Raw genomic sequence first — 17,212 nt, 5'->3', positions numbered from 1 at the left:
TTGAAATTCCTTACTTTTGTCAATCAAACGAGCTGGTGCAACGCCCATGAGCCAAAAAGTACTGCTTTCCGCCAAAGAAATCCATATCATTCTCCACCGTTTGGCCTGTCAATTACTTGAAAACCACCTAGATTTTAGCAATACGGTATTGATTGGCATACAGCCGAGAGGCATCTATCTAGCAGAGCGATTGACTAAAATCTTGAAAGAAGATTACAAGGTGAAGGATATCAAACTCGGCTCGCTTGATATCACTTTTTATAGGGATGATTTTCGAAGGGGCGACAAAACCTTGGAAGCCAGTACGACCAAAATCGATTTTTTGGTAGAGGATAAAAATGTGGTCTTTATTGATGATGTGTTGTATACAGGAAGAAGCATTCGTGCCGCATTGACAGCCATTCAGTCCTTCGGAAGGCCACTTGAAATAGAACTTTTGACCCTCATAGACAGACGCTTCAGCAGGCATTTGCCCATACAGCCCAATTACAGGGGGCGTCAGGTAGATGCCATCAACGAAGAAAAGGTCAAGGTCTTATGGGCAGAGAACGATGGTAAAGATGTGGTTTATCTGGTCAACAAATGAAGGCTAAGAAAGTGAACATAGCACATGAAACCACTCTGGGCAAAGACTCAGTATTGATACGTTTCGGGGCTTTTTCAGGTTTGGATGAAATACACAGATTGGATTCTCGATTATTTGACGAACTACCTCCACATACCGGAAAGCACGATGGTCATGAAGTGGCCATTGACGATAGCCATGGTACGCTGTTCACTTATGGAAATAATGCAGAAGAACTGTTCAAGGCCATGCAGCCTATTTTAAATGATTTTTATTTTTTAAACGGGGCAGCGGTACACCTTAGCTTTCAGAAAGAAGCTAAAACACTTGAATTGGAGTTTGATTTTGAAATAATGGATAATTCGAATCAATAATCTCAGAGACACATGAGCGAACTGAGTGTAAATCATTTACTGGGAATCAAATATCTAAACAAAAGAGATATTGAGCTCATTTTTGAGACTGCCGATCATTTTAAAGAGGTCATCAACCGATCTATTAAAAAAGTACCCACGCTGCGCGATATCACCATTGCGAATATCTTTTTTGAGAACAGTACCCGAACAAAATTGTCTTTTGAATTGGCCGAAAAACGGCTTTCCGCAGATGTCATCAATTTTTCTGCATCCCAATCATCGGTAAAGAAAGGGGAGACCTTGATTGATACCGTGAACAACATTTTATCAATGAAGGTCGATATGGTGGTGATGCGACACCCCAATCCCGGGGCAGGTATATTTTTGTCGAAACATGTGAAAGCTTCCATCATCAATGCAGGTGACGGTGCCCATGAACACCCTACACAAGCGTTGTTAGACTCCTTTTCCATCCGTGAAAAATTGGGTGGCGTTGAAGGAAAAAATGTGGTGATTGTCGGTGATATCCTGCATTCAAGGGTGGCACTTTCCAACATTTTCGCACTGCAGCTGCAAGGGGCCAAGGTCAAAGTTTGTGGACCAAAAACATTGATTCCCAAACACATAGAGTCCTTGGGGGTAGAAGTGGAGACCAACCTCAGAAAAGCCCTTGAATGGTGTGATGTGGCCAATATGTTGCGCATTCAAAACGAGCGTATGGAGCTCAGTTATTTTCCTTCCGTTCGCGAATACACCCAACAATACGGTGTTAACAAGGCTATTTTAGATAGTCTTGACAAAGAAATAGTAATCATGCACCCCGGGCCCATCAATCGGGGCGTAGAAATTACCACTGATGTGGCAGATTCAAATCAATCTATTATCTTAGAACAGGTAGAAAATGGGGTGGCCATCAGAATGGCGGTAATTTATCTTTTGGCTTCAAAAATTAAATAGCGAAATGATTTTCGACAAAGAGGGCAATACCACGATTGTTTTTCAAGAGAAAACCTCTTTGGCCATGTTTTTGAAGAATCTGGAAAATGCCTATCCGAAACTAAGACACGACCATATTGTCATTAATCTTTTTTCTTTCGAAAAACTCACAGCCAATGATGTTTTGGAGTTTCTTGAAATTTCTAGAAAGCACAAAGCGGCCAACAAATCGTTTGTTTTGGTCACTGACAAGGTCTCGTTTGACGATGTACATGACGAAATCAGTTTGGCGCCAACCATACAAGAGGCCAAAGACATTATTGAGATGGAAGAAATTGAGCGCGATCTAGAATTATGAGGCTTCATATTCTTGGATGTTATTCCGCTACTCCCAGAACGCTTACCAATCCGACTTCACAGGTACTTGACATCAGAAACCACCTCTTTTTGATTGATTGTGGTGAGGGCACCCAAGTGCAGTTGCGAAAGCATAAAATAAAGTTTTCGCGTACGAAGCATATTTTTATCTCGCACCTTCATGGCGACCATTTTTTTGGACTTCCTGGATTGATATCCACATTCAGGCTGTTGGGCCGCGAGACCGAATTGCACATTTATGGGCCAAAAGGCATCAAAGAAGCCATTACCTTATTTTTAAAGTTGGGAGATTCGTGGACGAACTATCCGCTTAAATTTCACGAGTTAACATCAAGAACCTCTGAAACCATCTATGAAGATGATAAAGTGCTGGTCAAGACCATACCACTCGAACACCGCATCTATACCAACGGATTTTTATTTGAGGAAAAACCGCTTCCCAGAAATCTGAATATCGATGCAGTAAAAAAACATAAGGTGGACCGCAGTCAGTTCAACAATATCAAAAACGGGAAAGATGTGATTTTGGAGAATGGAAAAACCATTTCCAATAAAGCATTGACCTTTGACCCGCCAAAACCCAAAAAGTATGCCTATTGCAGTGATACGGCGTACAATGAGCGTATAGTGCCGCTTATTGAGAATTCAGACATGCTCTACCATGAATCCACTTTTCTGGAATCAGAAAAGCATCTGGCCGAGAAAACAAAACATTCTACAGCTCAAGAAGCGGCAACCATCGCCAAAAAAGCCAAGGTCGGTACTTTGGTTCTCGGTCATTATTCGACCCGTTACAAAAGCATTGAACTATTTAAGGAAGAAGCAGTAACGGTTTTTGAAAATGTTGTTTTGGGCGAGGATGGCAAAGTCATTGAAATCTGACGCTGTACACCATAAATAAACCCTGACAAGTTTTAACTTCTCCGTTCTTTTGCTGAAATTTGAAAGTGATGGAAAAAGATTTGGCCAATTACCGAAAGAGCTACAAAAAAAGTGCGCTTACGGAAGATGTTGTTTCCGATAATCCGATGCAGCAGTTTCAGACTTGGTTTTATGAAGTGGAGGGTTCTGATACCATTGATGAGCCAAACGCAATGACAATTTCTACAATCGGTAAAGATGCTTATCCGAAGAGTAGGGTTGTGCTGCTGAAAAAGTTTAATGAAGATGGTTTTTTCTTCTATACGAATTATGAAAGTGAAAAGGGTAAGGCGATAGCGGCAAATCCGAATGTATGTCTTTCATTTTTTTGGCCCAGTTTAGAACGTCAGGTGGTTATCAAAGGCACGGCCGAAAAAATTCCTGAAAATCTTTCTGACGGGTATTTTGAAAGCCGCCCCAGAGGAAGCCAATTGGGTGCCGTGGTATCTGACCAAAGCGAAGTCATAGAATCTAGAGAAGTCTTGGAAAAGAAACTGTACCATTTGGAAAAAAAACTTGAAGGTAAAGAAGTTGTACGGCCCAAACACTGGGGCGGATATGTAGTGAAACCTGTTTCCATTGAATTTTGGCAGGGCAGACCCAATCGTTTGCATGACAGGATTCGATATACCTTGCAAAAGAACTGGGATTGGAAAATAGAACGCTTACAACCTTAGAATTGTCCCCTTGAAGGCCCCGATAGCTATCGGGGTTAGGGGTGTATTGAAACTTTGTAAGACTGGTTATGAAGACAATAATCTTGATGCGTCACGGAAAATCCTCATGGGAGTATGGGGTTTCAGACAAAGACCGACCGTTGAAGGAAAGAGGCATCAATGATGCTCATTTGATTGCACAAAAGTTTAAGAAAGAAGGTGTAAGAATCGATTTTGCCTACTCGAGTTTGGGCAATAGGGCACTCCACACGGCCATCATCGCCCTGAGAAACCTTGACCATGATTTTGAAAAATTCCGGGTGACCGAAAATCTCTATGATTTTTCTGGCGAAAGTGTGCAAAACCACGTCAAAAACCTCGATGACAATTTGAATACGGTGATGATTTTTGGCCATAACCATGCCTTTACAAGTCTGGCCAACCTTTGGGGAAATCAGTACATCGACAATGTGCCCACGTCAGGTTTGGTACAGATAGAATTTTCTGGAAGGGAATGGAAATCGATTTCCAAAGGAAAGACTATATTGACCCTTTTTCCAAAACACTTTAAATAACCTATGGCAAATCCGAAGAACGAATACGTAAACAGAGAAATCAGTTGGCTGCATTTTAATGACCGGGTACTGCAAGAGAGTGCCGATAAAAATGTGCCTTTGATTGAGCGATTGCGCTTTCTCGGAATTTTCAGCAATAATCTAGATGAGTTCTTCAAAGTGCGCTATGCCACTGTCAAGCGTATCGTAGATGCCGGTAAAAAGGGAAAAAGTGTTTTGGGCGGTGAACGGGCAAAAGATTTGTTGGAAGAAATCACCAAGATTGTTATTGCCCAGCAATCCAAGAGTATTGAGATTCTGCGCAATATTGAAAAAGAACTCGAAGAGCGAAATATTTTTATCGTCAACGAGAAAGAAGTAGATGAACAGCAGATTGATTTTATAAGCACCTACTTTTTGAAGGAGGTGAATCCTGAATTGATGATTATCATCCTCAATGAGACCACAGAGTTCCCCGTTCTTAAAGATACGGCTGCCTATTTGGCTGTCAAGATGGTGTTGAAAAGTGAAAAGGCATCCCAAAATCGAAAAGCCAAGGAGGTACAGTACGCACTTATTGAAATTCCAAAGGGTATTGACCGTTTCGTGGTATTGCCAAAACAAGGAGACAAAGATTTCATCATCATTTTAGATGATTTGATTCGGGTCTGTTTGAATAAGATTTTTACCATGTTTGAGTATCAATCCATATCTGCCCACATGATCAAGATTACCCGTGATGCAGAATTGGATATCGACAACGATTTGAGCAAAAGCTTCATCGAGAAAATTTCATCCAGTGTTGAGCATCGAAAAATCAGTGACCCCGTACGTTTTGTGTATGATAAAAGCATCGAGAGGGATACGCTTAAGTACCTGAAAGAGAAAATGGGCATTGAAGAGAATGATAGTGTCATACCCGGTGGGCGTTATCATAATCGACGTGATTATATGGGGTTTCCCAGTTTGGGAAGGAATGACCTGCTCTACGAAAAAATCACCCCCTTGCCCGTAAAGGGGTTGAGCCTTGACGGAAGTCTTTTTGAGAGTATTGCCAAAAAAGATTATCTACAATATGTACCCTATCATACCTTCTCGTATGTCATCAAATTTTTGAAAGAGGCTGCTTTGGACCCGAAAGTAAAGTCCATCAAAATAACGGTATATCGATTGGCCAATGACTCACAAGTAGCTGCAGCGTTGATAAATGCCGCTAAGAATGGCAAACAGGTGACCGTACAGATTGAATTGCAGGCACGCTTTGATGAACAGGCCAATATTCAATATGCGAATGAGCTGCAAGAAGAAGGGGTCAAGTTGATTTTTGGTATTCCCGGTCTGAAGGTACACAGTAAAATATGCATGGTCGAACGTGAAGAAGATGGTGGGTTAAAGCGCTATGGCTTTGTCAGCACTGGCAATTTCAATGAGTCGACCGCAAGAATCTATACCGATTATACGTTGTTCACGGCCAACGATTCCATATTGAAAGAGCTGAACAAAGTGTTCAATTTCTTTGAGACCTCGTACAAAATAAACAAGTACAAGCATCTTATTGTTTCACCGCATTATACCCAAAGTGTTTTCAGTAAGCTCATTGACAATGAAATAGCGAATGCCATAGTCGGTAAAGAGGCGTACATCAAAATCAAGATGAACAGCTTCACATCGTATAAAATGGTGGATAAGCTCTATGAGGCGAGCAGGGCAGGGGTGAAGGTACAGTTGATTGTAAGGGGTATTTGCTGTTTGATTCCCGGGGTTGAGGGCATGAGCGAGAACATCGAGGCCATCAGTGTGGTCGATAAATTTTTAGAACATCCGCGTCTTTTTGTCTTTGCCAATGACGGAGACCCAAAAGTTTATATTTCTTCTGCGGATTGGATGACCAGAAATATTGATTACAGGGTTGAGGTAGGATGCCCGATATACGACAAAGACATCAAAAAAGAACTGGTTGACACCTTTGAAATCAGTTGGAACGATACTATTAAGGCCCGTGTTTTTTCAAAGAAACAAGACAATGCCTACAGAAAAACAGATGGCCCAGAAGTACGTTCACAGTTTGCGCTCTATGATTATTACAAGGAAAAGTTGGAAGAAAAAGCTATTTGAAATACGAATTACGAATTACGAATTACGAATTACGAATTACGAATTACGAATTACGAATTACGAATTACGAATTTTGCTTTTAAATGATCTGTGAAATTTCTGAAATGCAAACTCAAATGTCAAACACAAACTAAAAAGCCAAATTTTAAAAGTTATTTGTGAAAATAAGTGTAATTCGTGTCCACCAAAGCTAAAGAAGGGTAAAATTTAAAAGTGTAATTTTCCCTGCGAAACTCTGAAAGACTCAGTACAGAGCTTTGCGAAACAATTTTGAATGAAAAATCCAAAATTCTAGCACCAAATTTCAAAAAATTCTTCTCTTTCATTAACCATTAACGACCTTAACCGTGCATGGTTTCTTTTTTGCCCAAGTTTTTCATGATTTCCGCCTCGTATTCCAATAGGTCTTGCCATTTTTGGTCAACTTCTTCTCGAACACCATATTTTCGGGCGAACTGTAAAAACATGGTATAGTGATTCGCCTCGCTGACCATCAATCTTCGATAGAATTCTGCCAGTTCTTCGTCGGCTATGTGTTCAGATAACAACCGAAACCGTTCACAACTTCTTGCTTCAATCAATGCAGCGTAAAGCAATTTGTGAACAAGATGTGTTTCTCGGCTGCCTCCCTTTGGAAAGAACTTCATCAATTCAATGACATACTCATCTTTTCGTTCACGGCCCAACGACCACCCACGCTCCAGAATTTTTTCATGTACCATGTTAAAATGGCCCATTTCTTCACGTGAAAGGGCAATCATCTCTTTGACCAATTCTGATTTTTCAGGAAATCCGATAATCAGTGAAATGGCCGTGCTGGCCGCCTTTTGCTCACAGTAGGCATGGTCAGTGAGAATCTCTTCAATATTTTTTTCAACAATGTTGACCCATCGTGGATCGGTGGGCAGTTTGAGTCCAAGCATATTATTGTATCAATTTTCACAAAGATAAATTATAGGGCACGTATAAGAAAGAATCGACCTAAAGGTCTAGGTCAAACTCTTTTCGGAGCAGATCAAGGGCAGGATTTTTCTGTTTCAACTTCTCATACTTCTCTTCTGGGGTAAAGGCGTATTTTTTGTTCGTTTCTTCGTTGATTTTTATGCTCAGGGTGATAGTGTGGTTGTTCAGCTTTTCCTTCAGGTAGTCCATCAGCGGTTTTTGCTCGCGCTCTAACTCTTTTTTCATGGTGTCGTTGGGCAGTTCGATTGTGATGACGTTGCCCTCCCTTAATTTTGGGATATCGGTATGCAGGTTGCTGGCCAGAATCCGTTTTCCTTTTTTGACCAAGATGTTTGCAAAATCGTTCCAATGTCTTTGTAGGTCAACCTCTTCAAAAATAGCTTCAGGCAACTCCTTTGCATCCAGAACCTCAGAACTTTTGGTGTTTTGATGTTCTTTTTTGGTTTTCAGGCTTGAAATGGATAGCCCGGAGATCCGTTTCGGAAGATTGTTTACTATCGGTTTTTTGGTTGGTTGGGATTGGATTTCCTGTGTGTCAACTTCCTCACTGACGGAATGTCCATCGTTTACAGGCGGTGCCTCGCTCTTCACTATTTGGGGAGGGGATTTTTCTTCCACTTCTTTTTGCTTTGGCGGGGCGTCAATCCGTTCTTCCGCAGCAATGGTGGTATTTTCCTTTCTAGGTTGCATCTGCCTAAAATGGGAAGCAGGTATCAGCTGCTCAGGCTTTTTTTTTTCGCCTTCGAAAGTAAGTGATGCGAGCTTCATGAGGGTGAGCTCTACCAAAAGCCTTTGGTTTCTACTGGTTTTATATTTCAGGTCGGCATCATTGGCCACATCGAGCGCTTTGAGCAAGAATTCCTTTGATGTTTTTTTTGACTGTTCAGCGTACCTTTTTTTGGCCTCTTCACCCACTTCCAACAAAGCAATGGTCTCTGAATTTTGGCACACCATTAAATCCCTAAAATGCGAAGCGAGCCCTGAAATGAAATGGTGGCCATCAAAACCGAGCGCTAGGGTCTTGTCCAATAATACTAATAGACTGGGAATGTCATTATCAAGAATCAGTTCGGTGGTCTCAAAATAGGTGTCGTAATCGAGTACGTTGAGATTTTCAGTGACGGCCTTTCTTGTCAAGTTTTTGCCTGAAAAGCTGACAACCCTATCAAAAATGGAAAGGGCATCGCGCATGGCACCATCCGCTTTTTGGGCAATGATGTGCAGTGCATCATCCTCGGCATCAATACCCTGTTCTTTGGCAATATACTTCAGGTAATCGGCGGCATCTTTTACCGTTATCCTCTTAAAATCAAATATTTGGCAGCGTGAAAGTATGGTCGGAATGATTTTGTGCTTCTCTGTGGTCGCCAAAATAAAAATGGCATGTTTGGGAGGCTCTTCCAAGGTCTTTAAGAAAGCGTTGAAGGCCGATTGCGAGAGCATGTGTACCTCATCGATGATGTACACTTTGTATTTACCGACCTGTGGAGGAATACGAACTTGATCGATCAAGCTGCGAATATCATCGACGGAATTGTTCGAGGCCGCATCCAGCTCGAAAATGTTGAAGGCAAAGTCTTCATCTTCACGTTCAGAACCGTCTTCATTGATTTTTTTGGCCAATATTCTGGCACAGGTAGTCTTGCCAACTCCGCGGGGGCCACAGAACAAAAGTGCCTGTGCCAAGTGGTTGCTCTCAATGGCTTTGGTAAGCGTATTGGTAATGGCCTCTTGCCCAACCACATCTTTAAATGTTTTGGGGCGGTACTTTCTTGCTGATACGATGAACGGTTCCAATGTGGAGTGATTATGGCAAATACAAATATAAAAATAGCTCGGTGTAACGAATAGGGTCAAGTGGCCAACGTTTCCTTTTTTATCAACAATTGGATTACCTTTGTATGTGCAGGCCACCTTATCGACCTGACGACAAGTGTCAGGTAGGAAAGTCCGGACACCACAGTGCAGCATAGCGGGTAACACCCGTCGTCTCGATTACGGTCGGGACAGGACCAGTGCAACAGAAAGCAAGTACAGTTCGGCTGTAGTGAAATCAGGTAAACTCTATGCGGTGAAACGCCATGTAAACCGGTGATCGAGGGTAGCACGCCCGAATCGGAGGGTAGGCGGTTAGAGCTTTTGGGCAACCAAAAGTCGAGATAAATGATAGGGCCCCGATTACTATCGGGAGACAGAATCCGGCTTATAGCCTGCTTACTATTAAAAAAGGCCAAGTTTTTTGACTTGGCCTTTTTTATGTTTATTGGAGTACTTATTGTTTTCTGAAAACAATTCTTGAATCTACATCAATATCCAAAGGTATTCCCCCTTCATTTATTTGAAGGTCTTGAACCTGTTCAATAACAAGGTTTCCATTGCCGTCGATAAACGATTCGAAAGTACCATCTACTGATGCACCTTCAAGATCAGAATTGATGGATTCTAAATCAACAAGTTCACCATCGATGACAAGTTCACCGTCTTGAACACTGTACGTACCTGACTCGTTAGCGTCTGAAATGGTCTGTCTGTCCTCATCGATTGGCACTCCATTTAATGTTCCATTAGTGACAATATCGTAGGAACCAGAAGCAGTATAAGTTGTTTCTGTAAATGTGATTATGTAATCAAAATTTTCACCTACAGTATTGGTTTCACTAGTAAATGAGATACCTTCAATATTTCCTGAAAAGTCGATATCGGCATTTAAGCCCGTCATTTCCCAGGTGCCTATCAAAGAATCTTGATCTACAGGTGTAGTATTCTCATCATCGTCACTACAAGAAATGAAGAAGGTGAGCACAAAAAGGGCTGAAATAAGTTTCAAAGTTTTCATAATTGCTATTTATTTATGACTAGAACGACTTCATTGGGAGTTCCGTATGTTGCACATCAAATATTTAGGCTAATTTTTCAAAAAAGCTAAAGACACTGCTTCCGTATTTTCGGCTTTCAGAAAAATATTCTTGATCGGATAAGTTTATCTGCAGACCATGTTCAATGACCATCAGGCCACCTTCTTTGAGCATGTCATTTTGAAAAACCTGTTCTGGAATTTTTCTCAATAGGGGAGTTTCCATTGCATAGGGCGGGTCTGCAAAAATGATATCCGCTTTATTTTTTGTCCGCTCCAAGAATTTAAAAACATCAGATTTAATCACTGAAATTTCAAAATCCAACGCAGTGGCAGTCTTTGAAATAAACTGGGCACATTTAGAATTGACATCCACGGCAGTGATGTGTTGGGCACCACGGGAAGCGAACTCAAAACTTATGTTTCCGGTACCGGAGAAAAGGTCAAACACTGCAACATCCTCAAAGAAAAAACGGTTTGCCAAAATATTGAACAAAGCCTCTTTGGCCATATCAGTCGTGGGTCTCACAGGAAGGTTTTTCGGGGCGTTCAACCGTTTTCCTTTGTATTTTCCTGAAATGATACGCATTATAATGCGCTGAGAATGGTGAAATCGATGCTTTGGCCACTATCGGATTCTATCAAATAAGATGGGCCCGACGGCACAAAAACCGCCACTTTTGAAATATAGTCTTGGCACAGCTTGAATACGGCATCGTCTTCTTCAACTTGCCCAAACATTTTTAACGCTGTGGTTTCGGCATCCAATTCAAGTTGTTCAAAAGTGAACAAGATGTAATAAAGAAAATCTTCTTTGGTATGGTATTGAAAGTGATTGTAGAAAAGTAATCTTTTTTGTTTTAGGATAACCACCTCTATGGTTCGCTCGGTAAGGTAGGCATAACAAACAGGGTCTCTAGAGGTATTTTTTTGTGAAACGAGGGTCTGTATCAGTACCGTGCCGCTGTGCTTGAATTCAAATTCACCAAAAAGACTGAAAAGATAGTTGTTGACATTGACCAAAGGCACGTATACATTGATGATATCCAAAGTCGAAATTTCGTCAAAGACGATATGGTCATGAGCCAGAAGTTTGGTGTTCATTTTCAAATAGTTGGGCAACTCATTTTCATCAAACAGGTCTTTGGGCACAAGGGCAAAAAGATTGTTTTTATGAACTACACTGATGTCGGTGTATGTGCGTCCGATGACGTCTTTATCTTCAAGCAGCGATTTCAGTTCTTTTTGAACCAGATAGGGTGTTGAAGGTGCTTTGAATCGAACTTTGCCAGAGTTTGTAACTGTGTCGGTGATAGTGTCTATGACACAAAAAGAAAGTCCATTCAAACTGACTTGAATGGACAACTTCTCAAATTTGTTTCCTTCGTTTTTTTCCGTGGAACTATTGATCACCTTTTCTGTCATAGATGGCAGGCCAGTTTCCATTGGTGCTGACATCGGTCAACGAGCCTACTTTGATGGCATCGCCATTAACTTCTTCTACACTTAGTCGGGTGTTCTCTTGGGCAACCAAATCTTTTGGTTGGTCATAGAGTAAGACGTCTTTTTTCACTTTGGCCTCGAATACTGGGGCTTTATAACCGCTCTTATCGATGATATCTGCTTTCAAATCAAATTTTTCATTGTTTTGGGCGTACGGTACGTTCATCATGGTTTTGTAACGATCACTGTTTTTGAACAGTGAATCTTTGACCTTAACGGTACCCAATGTATCTACGATGACAGTATCTTGCTGTAATTCAATTTGGTACACTTTGTCATAGCGCATGAAAGAAGAATCTCTTTGCTGGGTGATGACATAGTTGCCCGTATCTACAAACTTGACAAGGTTGTTGAAATCACCTGCATACTTGCCATGCACAGTTTTGTAGGCCTCTTGTGCATCTCTGATATCTTTAAGTTTGGCGATTACCGCAGAGAAACGTTCTTGCCGCACTTGTTTGAACTTAATCGGAGCGTTGATGGAATTGTAAATAAGGTATCCTAAAAAAATGCTTAAAAATCCAAAGAGAATGACAAGAAAAGGTTTTGATTTTTGGGGCAAGAATTTATCAATAAGAAATACAAGCCCAAAAGTAAGAAGGCATATTACTACTACAATCAAGATTAAAGTCAACATTGGTATAGTCTTTCTGAGTTAATTTGTGGTTATAGACAAATCTACAATTTTTTTTTAATCACGAAACTTTTTGCCCTGAAAATAGGCTGTATCTTTAGGCGTTTATGAATGACATCAATCCTGCAGGATTCTTTAAAACCATGGTTGAAAATTTTCGTTTTCAACCGACTGCTGTTCAAGAGGTTGCCCTTGAAAAACTTTCCCACTTTGTTTTTTCAAAAAATAGAGAAGAAGTTTTTTTGCTAAAAGGCTTCGCGGGTACGGGTAAGACCACTTTGATGGCAGGCCTGATCAAGAACCTATGGAAGGCGAAGATGAAGTCAGTGCTCTTGGCACCGACGGGCAGGGCCGCAAAAGTGATGTCAAGCTACTCGGGTACACAGGCTTTTACCATACACAAGAAGATATACTTTCCAAAAAAACAAAAAGCGGGCAACATTCAATTCGTGCTTTCGCCCAACAAACATCGCAACACCGTATTCATTGTTGATGAGGCATCAATGATTCCTGATGCCCCTTCTGATTCAAAGCTTTTTGAAAATGGGTCGCTGTTGGATGATTTGATTTTTTACATCTACTCGGGCCACAACTGTAAATTGGTACTGATTGGTGATACTGCGCAACTACCGCCCGTAAAATTAGATTTGAGCCCAGCGCTCAATGGCGACAAGCTTTCGCTGAACTATGGCAAAGAGGTCATTGAGATTGAAATGAAAGAAGTCTTACGTCAGGCCCAAGATTCTGGCATTCTCTTCAATGCGACCAATTTGAGAGAACAGCTGAACGATGATTTCTTTGGGGAATACAAATTTCATGTGGATGCATTTTCTGACATCGTCAGATTGATTGATGGTCACGAAATTCAAGAGGCTATAGATTCATCCTATTCAGAGGATGGTAAAGAAGAAACGGCCATCATCGTGCGTTCCAATAAACGCGCCAATCTTTATAACAAAAATATTCGCGAGCGTATCCTTTTTTTGGAAAATCAACTCGCTGTTGGGGATTATATGATGGTGGTCAAGAACAATTATTTTTGGCTGCGACCCAACTCTGAAGCGGGCTTTATTGCCAATGGGGATATCATCGAAGTGCTCGAAATCTTCTCCATCAAAGAGCTGTATGGATTCACATTCGCAGAGGTCAAGGTAAAAATGGTCGATTACCCCAACCAAAAGCCTTTTGAGACCGTATTGCTTTTAGATACGGTGGATGCGGAAACACCTTCTCTTCCGTATGAAGACGGCAATAGATTGTATCAAGAAGTGTTGAAAGACTATGCGCACGAAAAGTCTAAATACAAACAGTTTTTAGGGGTGAAGAACAATCGTTATTTCAATGCGCTGCAAGTAAAATTTTCGTATGCGATTACCTGTCATAAGTCGCAGGGCGGGCAATGGAAAACCGTGTTTATAGAACAGCCATATCTCGCCAATGGCATCGATAGAGACTACCTTCGATGGTTGTACACAGCTTTGACCAGGGCTACACAACAGGTATATCTGATAGGCTTTAAAGACGATTTTTTTGTTGAACCCTAAAGGGTTATTTTCGTATTCAAGGATTTTATAATAGTCGAACCTGAAACTTAAACTTGAATTTTAGAGGTGACATCTGAAACCATCATCAGTATTTTTTTGGGAATCGGCCTTGCGGCATCTGCCGGCTTTCGCGTCTTTCTGCCACTTTTTGCCTTGAGTCTCGCAGCCTATTTCAATATCTGGGAACTCAACGAAAATTGGGCGTGGATAGGTAGTGTTCCAGCCCTGCTTACATTGGGTGTTGCCACTTTTGCAGAGATATTCGCCTATTTCATTCCATGGGTTGACAATGCGCTTGACAGTCTGGCCATACCCTTGGCGGCCATTGCGGGCACAGCGGTCATGGTTTCGACCATTGCAAACCTTGACCCCGTGATTACATGGTCGTTGGCCATCATTGCAGGGGGCGGTACCGCAGCGGCCATTAAAGGGGCCAATGCAACAGGCAGATTGGCATCTACCGCGACCACGGGGGGCATTGCCAACCCCATAGTTTCAACGGTTGAGACGGGTACAGCGGTCACGGTTTCCACAGCTTCCATTTTCGCACCGGTTATTGCAGTGATTTTGGTTATTATTATCTTGGCGTTCATTTTTAGGATTTATCATAAACTCCGTCCACGAAAACAACGATGACCCAACAAATCATTTTATAAAAAGTGAAGATAATCGCCATGGTTCCAGCACGTTATGAAGCTTCCCGTTTTCCGGGAAAGCTCATGCAGGATTTGGGCGGAAAACCGGTCATCCAACAAACTTATGAAGCTGTGGTGGCCACTCAACTGTTTGACGCCGTGTATGTGGTTACGGACAGTGACATCATCAGAAAAGTTATTGAAGCGGTCGGTGGCAAAGCGTTGATGAGCAAATCGACCCATGAAAGTGGCAGTGATCGAATTGCCGAGGCCATTGTTGATATGGATGTGGATATTGCCATCAATGTACAGGGTGATGAACCCTTTATTGATGCAGAAAGCTTGAGAAAGATCATTCAGGTTTTTGAGGAGGATGTAGAGAAAGAGATTGACCTTTCTTCACTGATGACCCCCATATCAGACTGGGACGAAATCGCGAATCCGAACACGGTAAAAGTGGTGGTTGACAAAGAAGGTTTTGCACTTTACTTCTCCCGTTCTGCCATTCCGTATCCACGCAGTAAAAATGAAAATACCACATACTACAAGCACAAGGGCATCTACGCCTTTAGAAAACGTGCTTTGTTGGATTTTCAGAGGCTGCCGATGCAGGTATTGGAGGCCACAGAGAAAATAGAGGCCATCCGATTTCTGGAATACGGCAAAAAAATAAAGATGGTCGAGACCCATGTTACGGGTATTGAAATTGATACCCCAGAAGACTTGGACAAAGCCAGAAAAGCATGGAAATGAACTTAGACAGTGTCAAAGTGGTAGGTTTTGATGCAGACGATACGCTCTGGGTCAATGAAACGTACTTCAGGGAGACCGAAGAACGTTTTGCCGAACTGCTTGAATCTTTTGAGACCAAGAACAAAATCGACCAAGAACTTTTCAAGGTAGAAATGCAAAACCTTGACTTATATGGCTACGGCGTCAAGGGGTTTATATTGTCAATGATCGAATGTGCACTGCAATTGTCAAACCATACCATTTCAAATGATACGCTGCAAGAAATTTTGGATGTAGGCAAAAAAATGATAGCACATCCGGTGGAATTGTTAAGCGGTGTCGAAGAAGTATTGCAAAAGCTTGAAAATAAATACAGACTGATTGTGTTGACCAAAGGAGATTTGTTGGATCAAGAGCGAAAGCTTGAAAAATCTGGTTTGTCAAAATATTTTCACCATGTGGAAGTATTGAGCGAAAAAAAAGAGGAAAATTATCAAAACCTTTTGGAGCACTTAGAAATTGATGTCAATGAGTTTTTGATGGTAGGGAATTCCCTCAAGTCAGATGTTATACCTATATTAAACATTGGTGCGAAAGCCGTTCATGTTCCTTTTCATACAACATGGGCGCACGAGCTGGTGTCAAAAGAAAAAGAAAAAAGCACAAACGGATATCTGAAGTTGGAAAGCATTAAGGATATTCTTGATTATTTGAAGCATTGATGAAGTTGGATAAAGAAGAAAGCACGGTCAAGAGAATACATAAAACCGACCATAGAAATTTTCCTATGGTGCCAAGGGTGGTCTACGGCAGGGGCAGTTTCAGCCAATTGGCGGATATCATATTGCCCATGCGCAAAAATTCAGAAGCACCCTTTATTTTTTTGGTGGATGATTTTTTTGAGGGAAAGCAATTGGAAGAACAGATACCATGGCTTTTCAACGACCAAATCATATTTATCTCGGCCGACGAAGAGCCGAAGACCGAACAGGTAGATGCAATCGTTCAAAAATTGAAGGATGATTTTGAAGAACTGCCATCGGGCATCGTGGGCATCGGCGGCGGTACACTGCTTGACCTGTCAAAGGCGGTGGCCATCATGATGGCCAATAAAGGGCTGGCACACCAATACCAGGGCTGGGATTTGGTGCAACGCCCTGCACTATACCATGTGGGGGTGCCCACCATTAGCGGCACGGGGGCCGAGGTATCGAGAACCACCGTACTTTCCGGACCTGAAAAAAAATTGGGCATCAATTCTGATTTCACAACTTTTGACCAAGTGGTGCTTGACCCAGATTTGACAAACACAGTGCCCAAAGAACAATGGTTCTACACTGGCATGGATTGTTTCATCCATTGCATAGAGTCACTCAATGGCACTTACTTGAACGCCTTCAGCCAAAGTTATGGCGAAAAGGCACTGGCATTGTGCAAAGAAGTGTTTCTCGGTGATTTGGCAGCACAAGAAAGTCAAGAAAAATTAATGATGGCCTCTTGGCACGGGGGTATGAGCATTGCCTATTCACAAGTGGGCGTGGCCCACGCCATGAGCTACGGGCTTTCGTATGTGTTGGGCGTAAAACACGGTATTGGCAATTGTCTGGTCTTTCAACATCTTGAGGATTTTTATTCCGACGGGGTAGCACTTTTTCAGCAGATGCTCGAAAAACAAGAGATTGATCTGCCAAAAGAAATATGCAAAGAACTTTCAGGGCATGATTTTGAGACCATGGCCAGCATCGCATTGAGTATGGAGCCGTTGTGGGAAAATGCCATAGGTAAGGACTGGAAGGAAAAAATCAGCACCGAACAACTCATCTCTATTTACAAGAAAATCTGAGAGACTGTAAGAAAGTAATCGAG

19 protein-coding genes and 1 other RNA gene are annotated in these 17,212 nt (G+C 41.8%); 14 read left to right on the top strand and 6 right to left on the bottom strand.

Translation table 11 applies throughout. From position 1 onward, the window contains the following. Positions 1-46: 46 nt before the first annotated feature. The 8 genes from pyrR to ppk1 all read left to right on the top strand — a co-directional run bounded on the left by pyrR (position 47) and on the right by ppk1 (position 6,481). Positions 47-586 carry a bifunctional pyr operon transcriptional regulator/uracil phosphoribosyltransferase PyrR gene (gene pyrR, locus AAAH86_RS06615; protein ID WP_343486848.1) on the top strand — a complete coding sequence of 180 codons (540 nt, stop codon included), beginning with the start codon at positions 47-49 and terminating at the stop codon, positions 584-586. Continuing rightward, positions 583-939 (top strand): hypothetical protein, encoded by a 357-nt coding sequence (locus tag AAAH86_RS06610; protein WP_343486725.1) that lies wholly within the window; start codon positions 583-585, stop codon positions 937-939. The genes pyrR and AAAH86_RS06610 overlap by 4 nt, the downstream gene beginning before the upstream one ends. 12 nt (positions 940-951) lie before the next feature. After that, positions 952-1,878, top strand: a complete 927-nt coding sequence (locus AAAH86_RS06605) for an aspartate carbamoyltransferase catalytic subunit (RefSeq protein ID WP_343486724.1) — start codon at positions 952-954, stop codon at positions 1,876-1,878. Positions 1,879-1,882: 4 nt separating this feature from the next. Next, positions 1,883-2,215, top strand: coding sequence for a ribonuclease Z (locus AAAH86_RS06600; RefSeq protein ID WP_343486723.1), 333 nt, complete (start codon positions 1,883-1,885; stop codon positions 2,213-2,215). Continuing rightward, positions 2,212-3,117 (top strand): ribonuclease Z, encoded by a 906-nt coding sequence (locus tag AAAH86_RS06595; RefSeq protein ID WP_343486722.1) that lies wholly within the window; start codon positions 2,212-2,214, stop codon positions 3,115-3,117. Before AAAH86_RS06600 ends, AAAH86_RS06595 begins: the two co-directional genes overlap by 4 nt. A 68-nt stretch (positions 3,118-3,185) precedes the next feature. Beyond that, positions 3,186-3,833: a pyridoxamine 5'-phosphate oxidase gene (gene pdxH, locus AAAH86_RS06590; RefSeq protein WP_343486721.1), complete on the top strand. Its 648-nt coding sequence runs from the start codon at positions 3,186-3,188 to the stop codon at positions 3,831-3,833. Positions 3,834-3,901: 68 nt separating this feature from the next. Continuing rightward, the gene (locus AAAH86_RS06585; RefSeq protein ID WP_343486720.1) at positions 3,902-4,387 is read left to right on the top strand and encodes a histidine phosphatase family protein; all 486 of its coding nucleotides are present in this window, start codon (positions 3,902-3,904) and stop codon (positions 4,385-4,387) included. Positions 4,388-4,390: 3 nt separating this feature from the next. After that, positions 4,391-6,481, top strand: coding sequence for a polyphosphate kinase 1 (gene ppk1, locus AAAH86_RS06580; RefSeq protein WP_343486719.1), 2,091 nt, complete (start codon positions 4,391-4,393; stop codon positions 6,479-6,481). Positions 6,482-6,822: 341 nt separating this feature from the next. Here ppk1 and AAAH86_RS06575 read toward each other — a convergent pair whose 3' ends face one another. Continuing rightward, positions 6,823-7,404, bottom strand: coding sequence for a tRNA-(ms[2]io[6]A)-hydroxylase (locus AAAH86_RS06575; protein WP_343486718.1), 582 nt, complete (start codon positions 7,402-7,404; stop codon positions 6,823-6,825). A 58-nt stretch (positions 7,405-7,462) separates the two neighbouring features. Continuing rightward, a complete protein-coding gene (locus AAAH86_RS06570) occupies positions 7,463-9,241 on the bottom strand; it encodes a DNA polymerase III subunit gamma/tau (protein WP_343486717.1) in 1,779 nt (592 codons plus the stop codon). 105 nt (positions 9,242-9,346) lie between these two features. Here AAAH86_RS06570 and rnpB point away from each other — a divergent pair. After that, positions 9,347-9,665, top strand: an RNA gene (gene rnpB / locus AAAH86_RS06565) — RNase P RNA component class A. Positions 9,666-9,716: 51 nt separating this feature from the next. On the opposite strand, the gene AAAH86_RS06560 is transcribed toward rnpB, so the two are convergent. From AAAH86_RS06560 to AAAH86_RS06545, 4 genes are all read right to left on the bottom strand, one after another. Continuing rightward, on the bottom strand, positions 9,717-10,280 hold the full coding sequence (locus AAAH86_RS06560) for a hypothetical protein (protein ID WP_343486716.1): 564 nt from the start codon (positions 10,278-10,280) through the stop codon (positions 9,717-9,719). A 64-nt stretch (positions 10,281-10,344) separates the two neighbouring features. After that, positions 10,345-10,887, bottom strand: a complete 543-nt coding sequence (rsmD, locus tag AAAH86_RS06555; protein ID WP_343486715.1) for a 16S rRNA (guanine(966)-N(2))-methyltransferase RsmD — start codon at positions 10,885-10,887, stop codon at positions 10,345-10,347. Further along, positions 10,887-11,723: a DUF3822 family protein gene (locus AAAH86_RS06550; RefSeq protein ID WP_343486714.1), complete on the bottom strand. Its 837-nt coding sequence runs from the start codon at positions 11,721-11,723 to the stop codon at positions 10,887-10,889. The genes rsmD and AAAH86_RS06550 overlap by 1 nt, the downstream gene beginning before the upstream one ends. Continuing rightward, positions 11,701-12,438: a hypothetical protein gene (locus AAAH86_RS06545; RefSeq protein ID WP_343486713.1), complete on the bottom strand. Its 738-nt coding sequence runs from the start codon at positions 12,436-12,438 to the stop codon at positions 11,701-11,703. The genes AAAH86_RS06550 and AAAH86_RS06545 overlap by 23 nt, the downstream gene beginning before the upstream one ends. Positions 12,439-12,542: 104 nt before the next feature. On the opposite strand from AAAH86_RS06545, the gene AAAH86_RS06540 reads away from it, so the two are divergent. From AAAH86_RS06540 to AAAH86_RS06520, 5 genes are all read left to right on the top strand, one after another. After that, a complete protein-coding gene (locus tag AAAH86_RS06540) occupies positions 12,543-13,979 on the top strand; it encodes an AAA family ATPase (RefSeq protein ID WP_343486712.1) in 1,437 nt (478 codons plus the stop codon). 66 nt (positions 13,980-14,045) lie between these two features. After that, the gene (locus tag AAAH86_RS06535; protein WP_343486711.1) at positions 14,046-14,615 is read left to right on the top strand and encodes a DUF4126 domain-containing protein; all 570 of its coding nucleotides are present in this window, start codon (positions 14,046-14,048) and stop codon (positions 14,613-14,615) included. 38 nt (positions 14,616-14,653) lie between these two features. Continuing rightward, positions 14,654-15,367, top strand: a complete 714-nt coding sequence (kdsB, locus tag AAAH86_RS06530; protein WP_343486847.1) for a 3-deoxy-manno-octulosonate cytidylyltransferase — start codon at positions 14,654-14,656, stop codon at positions 15,365-15,367. Further along, complete coding sequence (locus AAAH86_RS06525; RefSeq protein WP_343486710.1) at positions 15,358-16,068, top strand: HAD family hydrolase; 711 nt, start codon at positions 15,358-15,360, stop codon at positions 16,066-16,068. The genes kdsB and AAAH86_RS06525 overlap by 10 nt, the downstream gene beginning before the upstream one ends. Beyond that, the gene (locus tag AAAH86_RS06520) at positions 16,068-17,189 is read left to right on the top strand and encodes an iron-containing alcohol dehydrogenase family protein (protein WP_343486709.1); all 1,122 of its coding nucleotides are present in this window, start codon (positions 16,068-16,070) and stop codon (positions 17,187-17,189) included. The genes AAAH86_RS06525 and AAAH86_RS06520 overlap by 1 nt, the downstream gene beginning before the upstream one ends. Positions 17,190-17,212: the final 23 nt, after the last annotated feature.

Source organism: Allomuricauda sp. d1, from assembly GCF_039592695.1.
Taxonomy (GTDB): Bacteria; Bacteroidota; Bacteroidia; order Flavobacteriales; family Flavobacteriaceae; genus Flagellimonas_A.
Note: the sequence above shows the minus strand (reverse complement) of the source record. Positions and strands in the feature narration are given on the sequence as shown.

Coding starts and splice junctions, on each gene's coding strand:
- AAAH86_RS06600 (WP_343486723.1), top strand. CDS start 1,883: ATGATTTTCGACAAAGAGGGCAATACCACGATTGTTTTTCAAGAGAAA.
- AAAH86_RS06525 (WP_343486710.1), top strand. CDS start 15,358: ATGGAAATGAACTTAGACAGTGTCAAAGTGGTAGGTTTTGATGCAGAC.
- AAAH86_RS06540 (WP_343486712.1), top strand. CDS start 12,543: ATGAATGACATCAATCCTGCAGGATTCTTTAAAACCATGGTTGAAAAT.
- rsmD (WP_343486715.1), bottom strand. CDS start 10,887: ATGCGTATCATTTCAGGAAAATACAAAGGAAAACGGTTGAACGCCCCG.
- ppk1 (WP_343486719.1), top strand. CDS start 4,391: ATGGCAAATCCGAAGAACGAATACGTAAACAGAGAAATCAGTTGGCTG.
- AAAH86_RS06545 (WP_343486713.1), bottom strand. CDS start 12,438: ATGTTGACTTTAATCTTGATTGTAGTAGTAATATGCCTTCTTACTTTT.
- AAAH86_RS06585 (WP_343486720.1), top strand. CDS start 3,902: ATGAAGACAATAATCTTGATGCGTCACGGAAAATCCTCATGGGAGTAT.
- pdxH (WP_343486721.1), top strand. CDS start 3,186: ATGGAAAAAGATTTGGCCAATTACCGAAAGAGCTACAAAAAAAGTGCG.
- AAAH86_RS06595 (WP_343486722.1), top strand. CDS start 2,212: ATGAGGCTTCATATTCTTGGATGTTATTCCGCTACTCCCAGAACGCTT.
- kdsB (WP_343486847.1), top strand. CDS start 14,654: ATGGTTCCAGCACGTTATGAAGCTTCCCGTTTTCCGGGAAAGCTCATG.
- AAAH86_RS06605 (WP_343486724.1), top strand. CDS start 952: ATGAGCGAACTGAGTGTAAATCATTTACTGGGAATCAAATATCTAAAC.
- AAAH86_RS06520 (WP_343486709.1), top strand. CDS start 16,068: ATGAAGTTGGATAAAGAAGAAAGCACGGTCAAGAGAATACATAAAACC.
- AAAH86_RS06550 (WP_343486714.1), bottom strand. CDS start 11,723: ATGACAGAAAAGGTGATCAATAGTTCCACGGAAAAAAACGAAGGAAAC.
- AAAH86_RS06610 (WP_343486725.1), top strand. CDS start 583: ATGAAGGCTAAGAAAGTGAACATAGCACATGAAACCACTCTGGGCAAA.
- AAAH86_RS06560 (WP_343486716.1), bottom strand. CDS start 10,280: ATGAAAACTTTGAAACTTATTTCAGCCCTTTTTGTGCTCACCTTCTTC.
- AAAH86_RS06575 (WP_343486718.1), bottom strand. CDS start 7,404: ATGCTTGGACTCAAACTGCCCACCGATCCACGATGGGTCAACATTGTT.
- pyrR (WP_343486848.1), top strand. CDS start 47: ATGAGCCAAAAAGTACTGCTTTCCGCCAAAGAAATCCATATCATTCTC.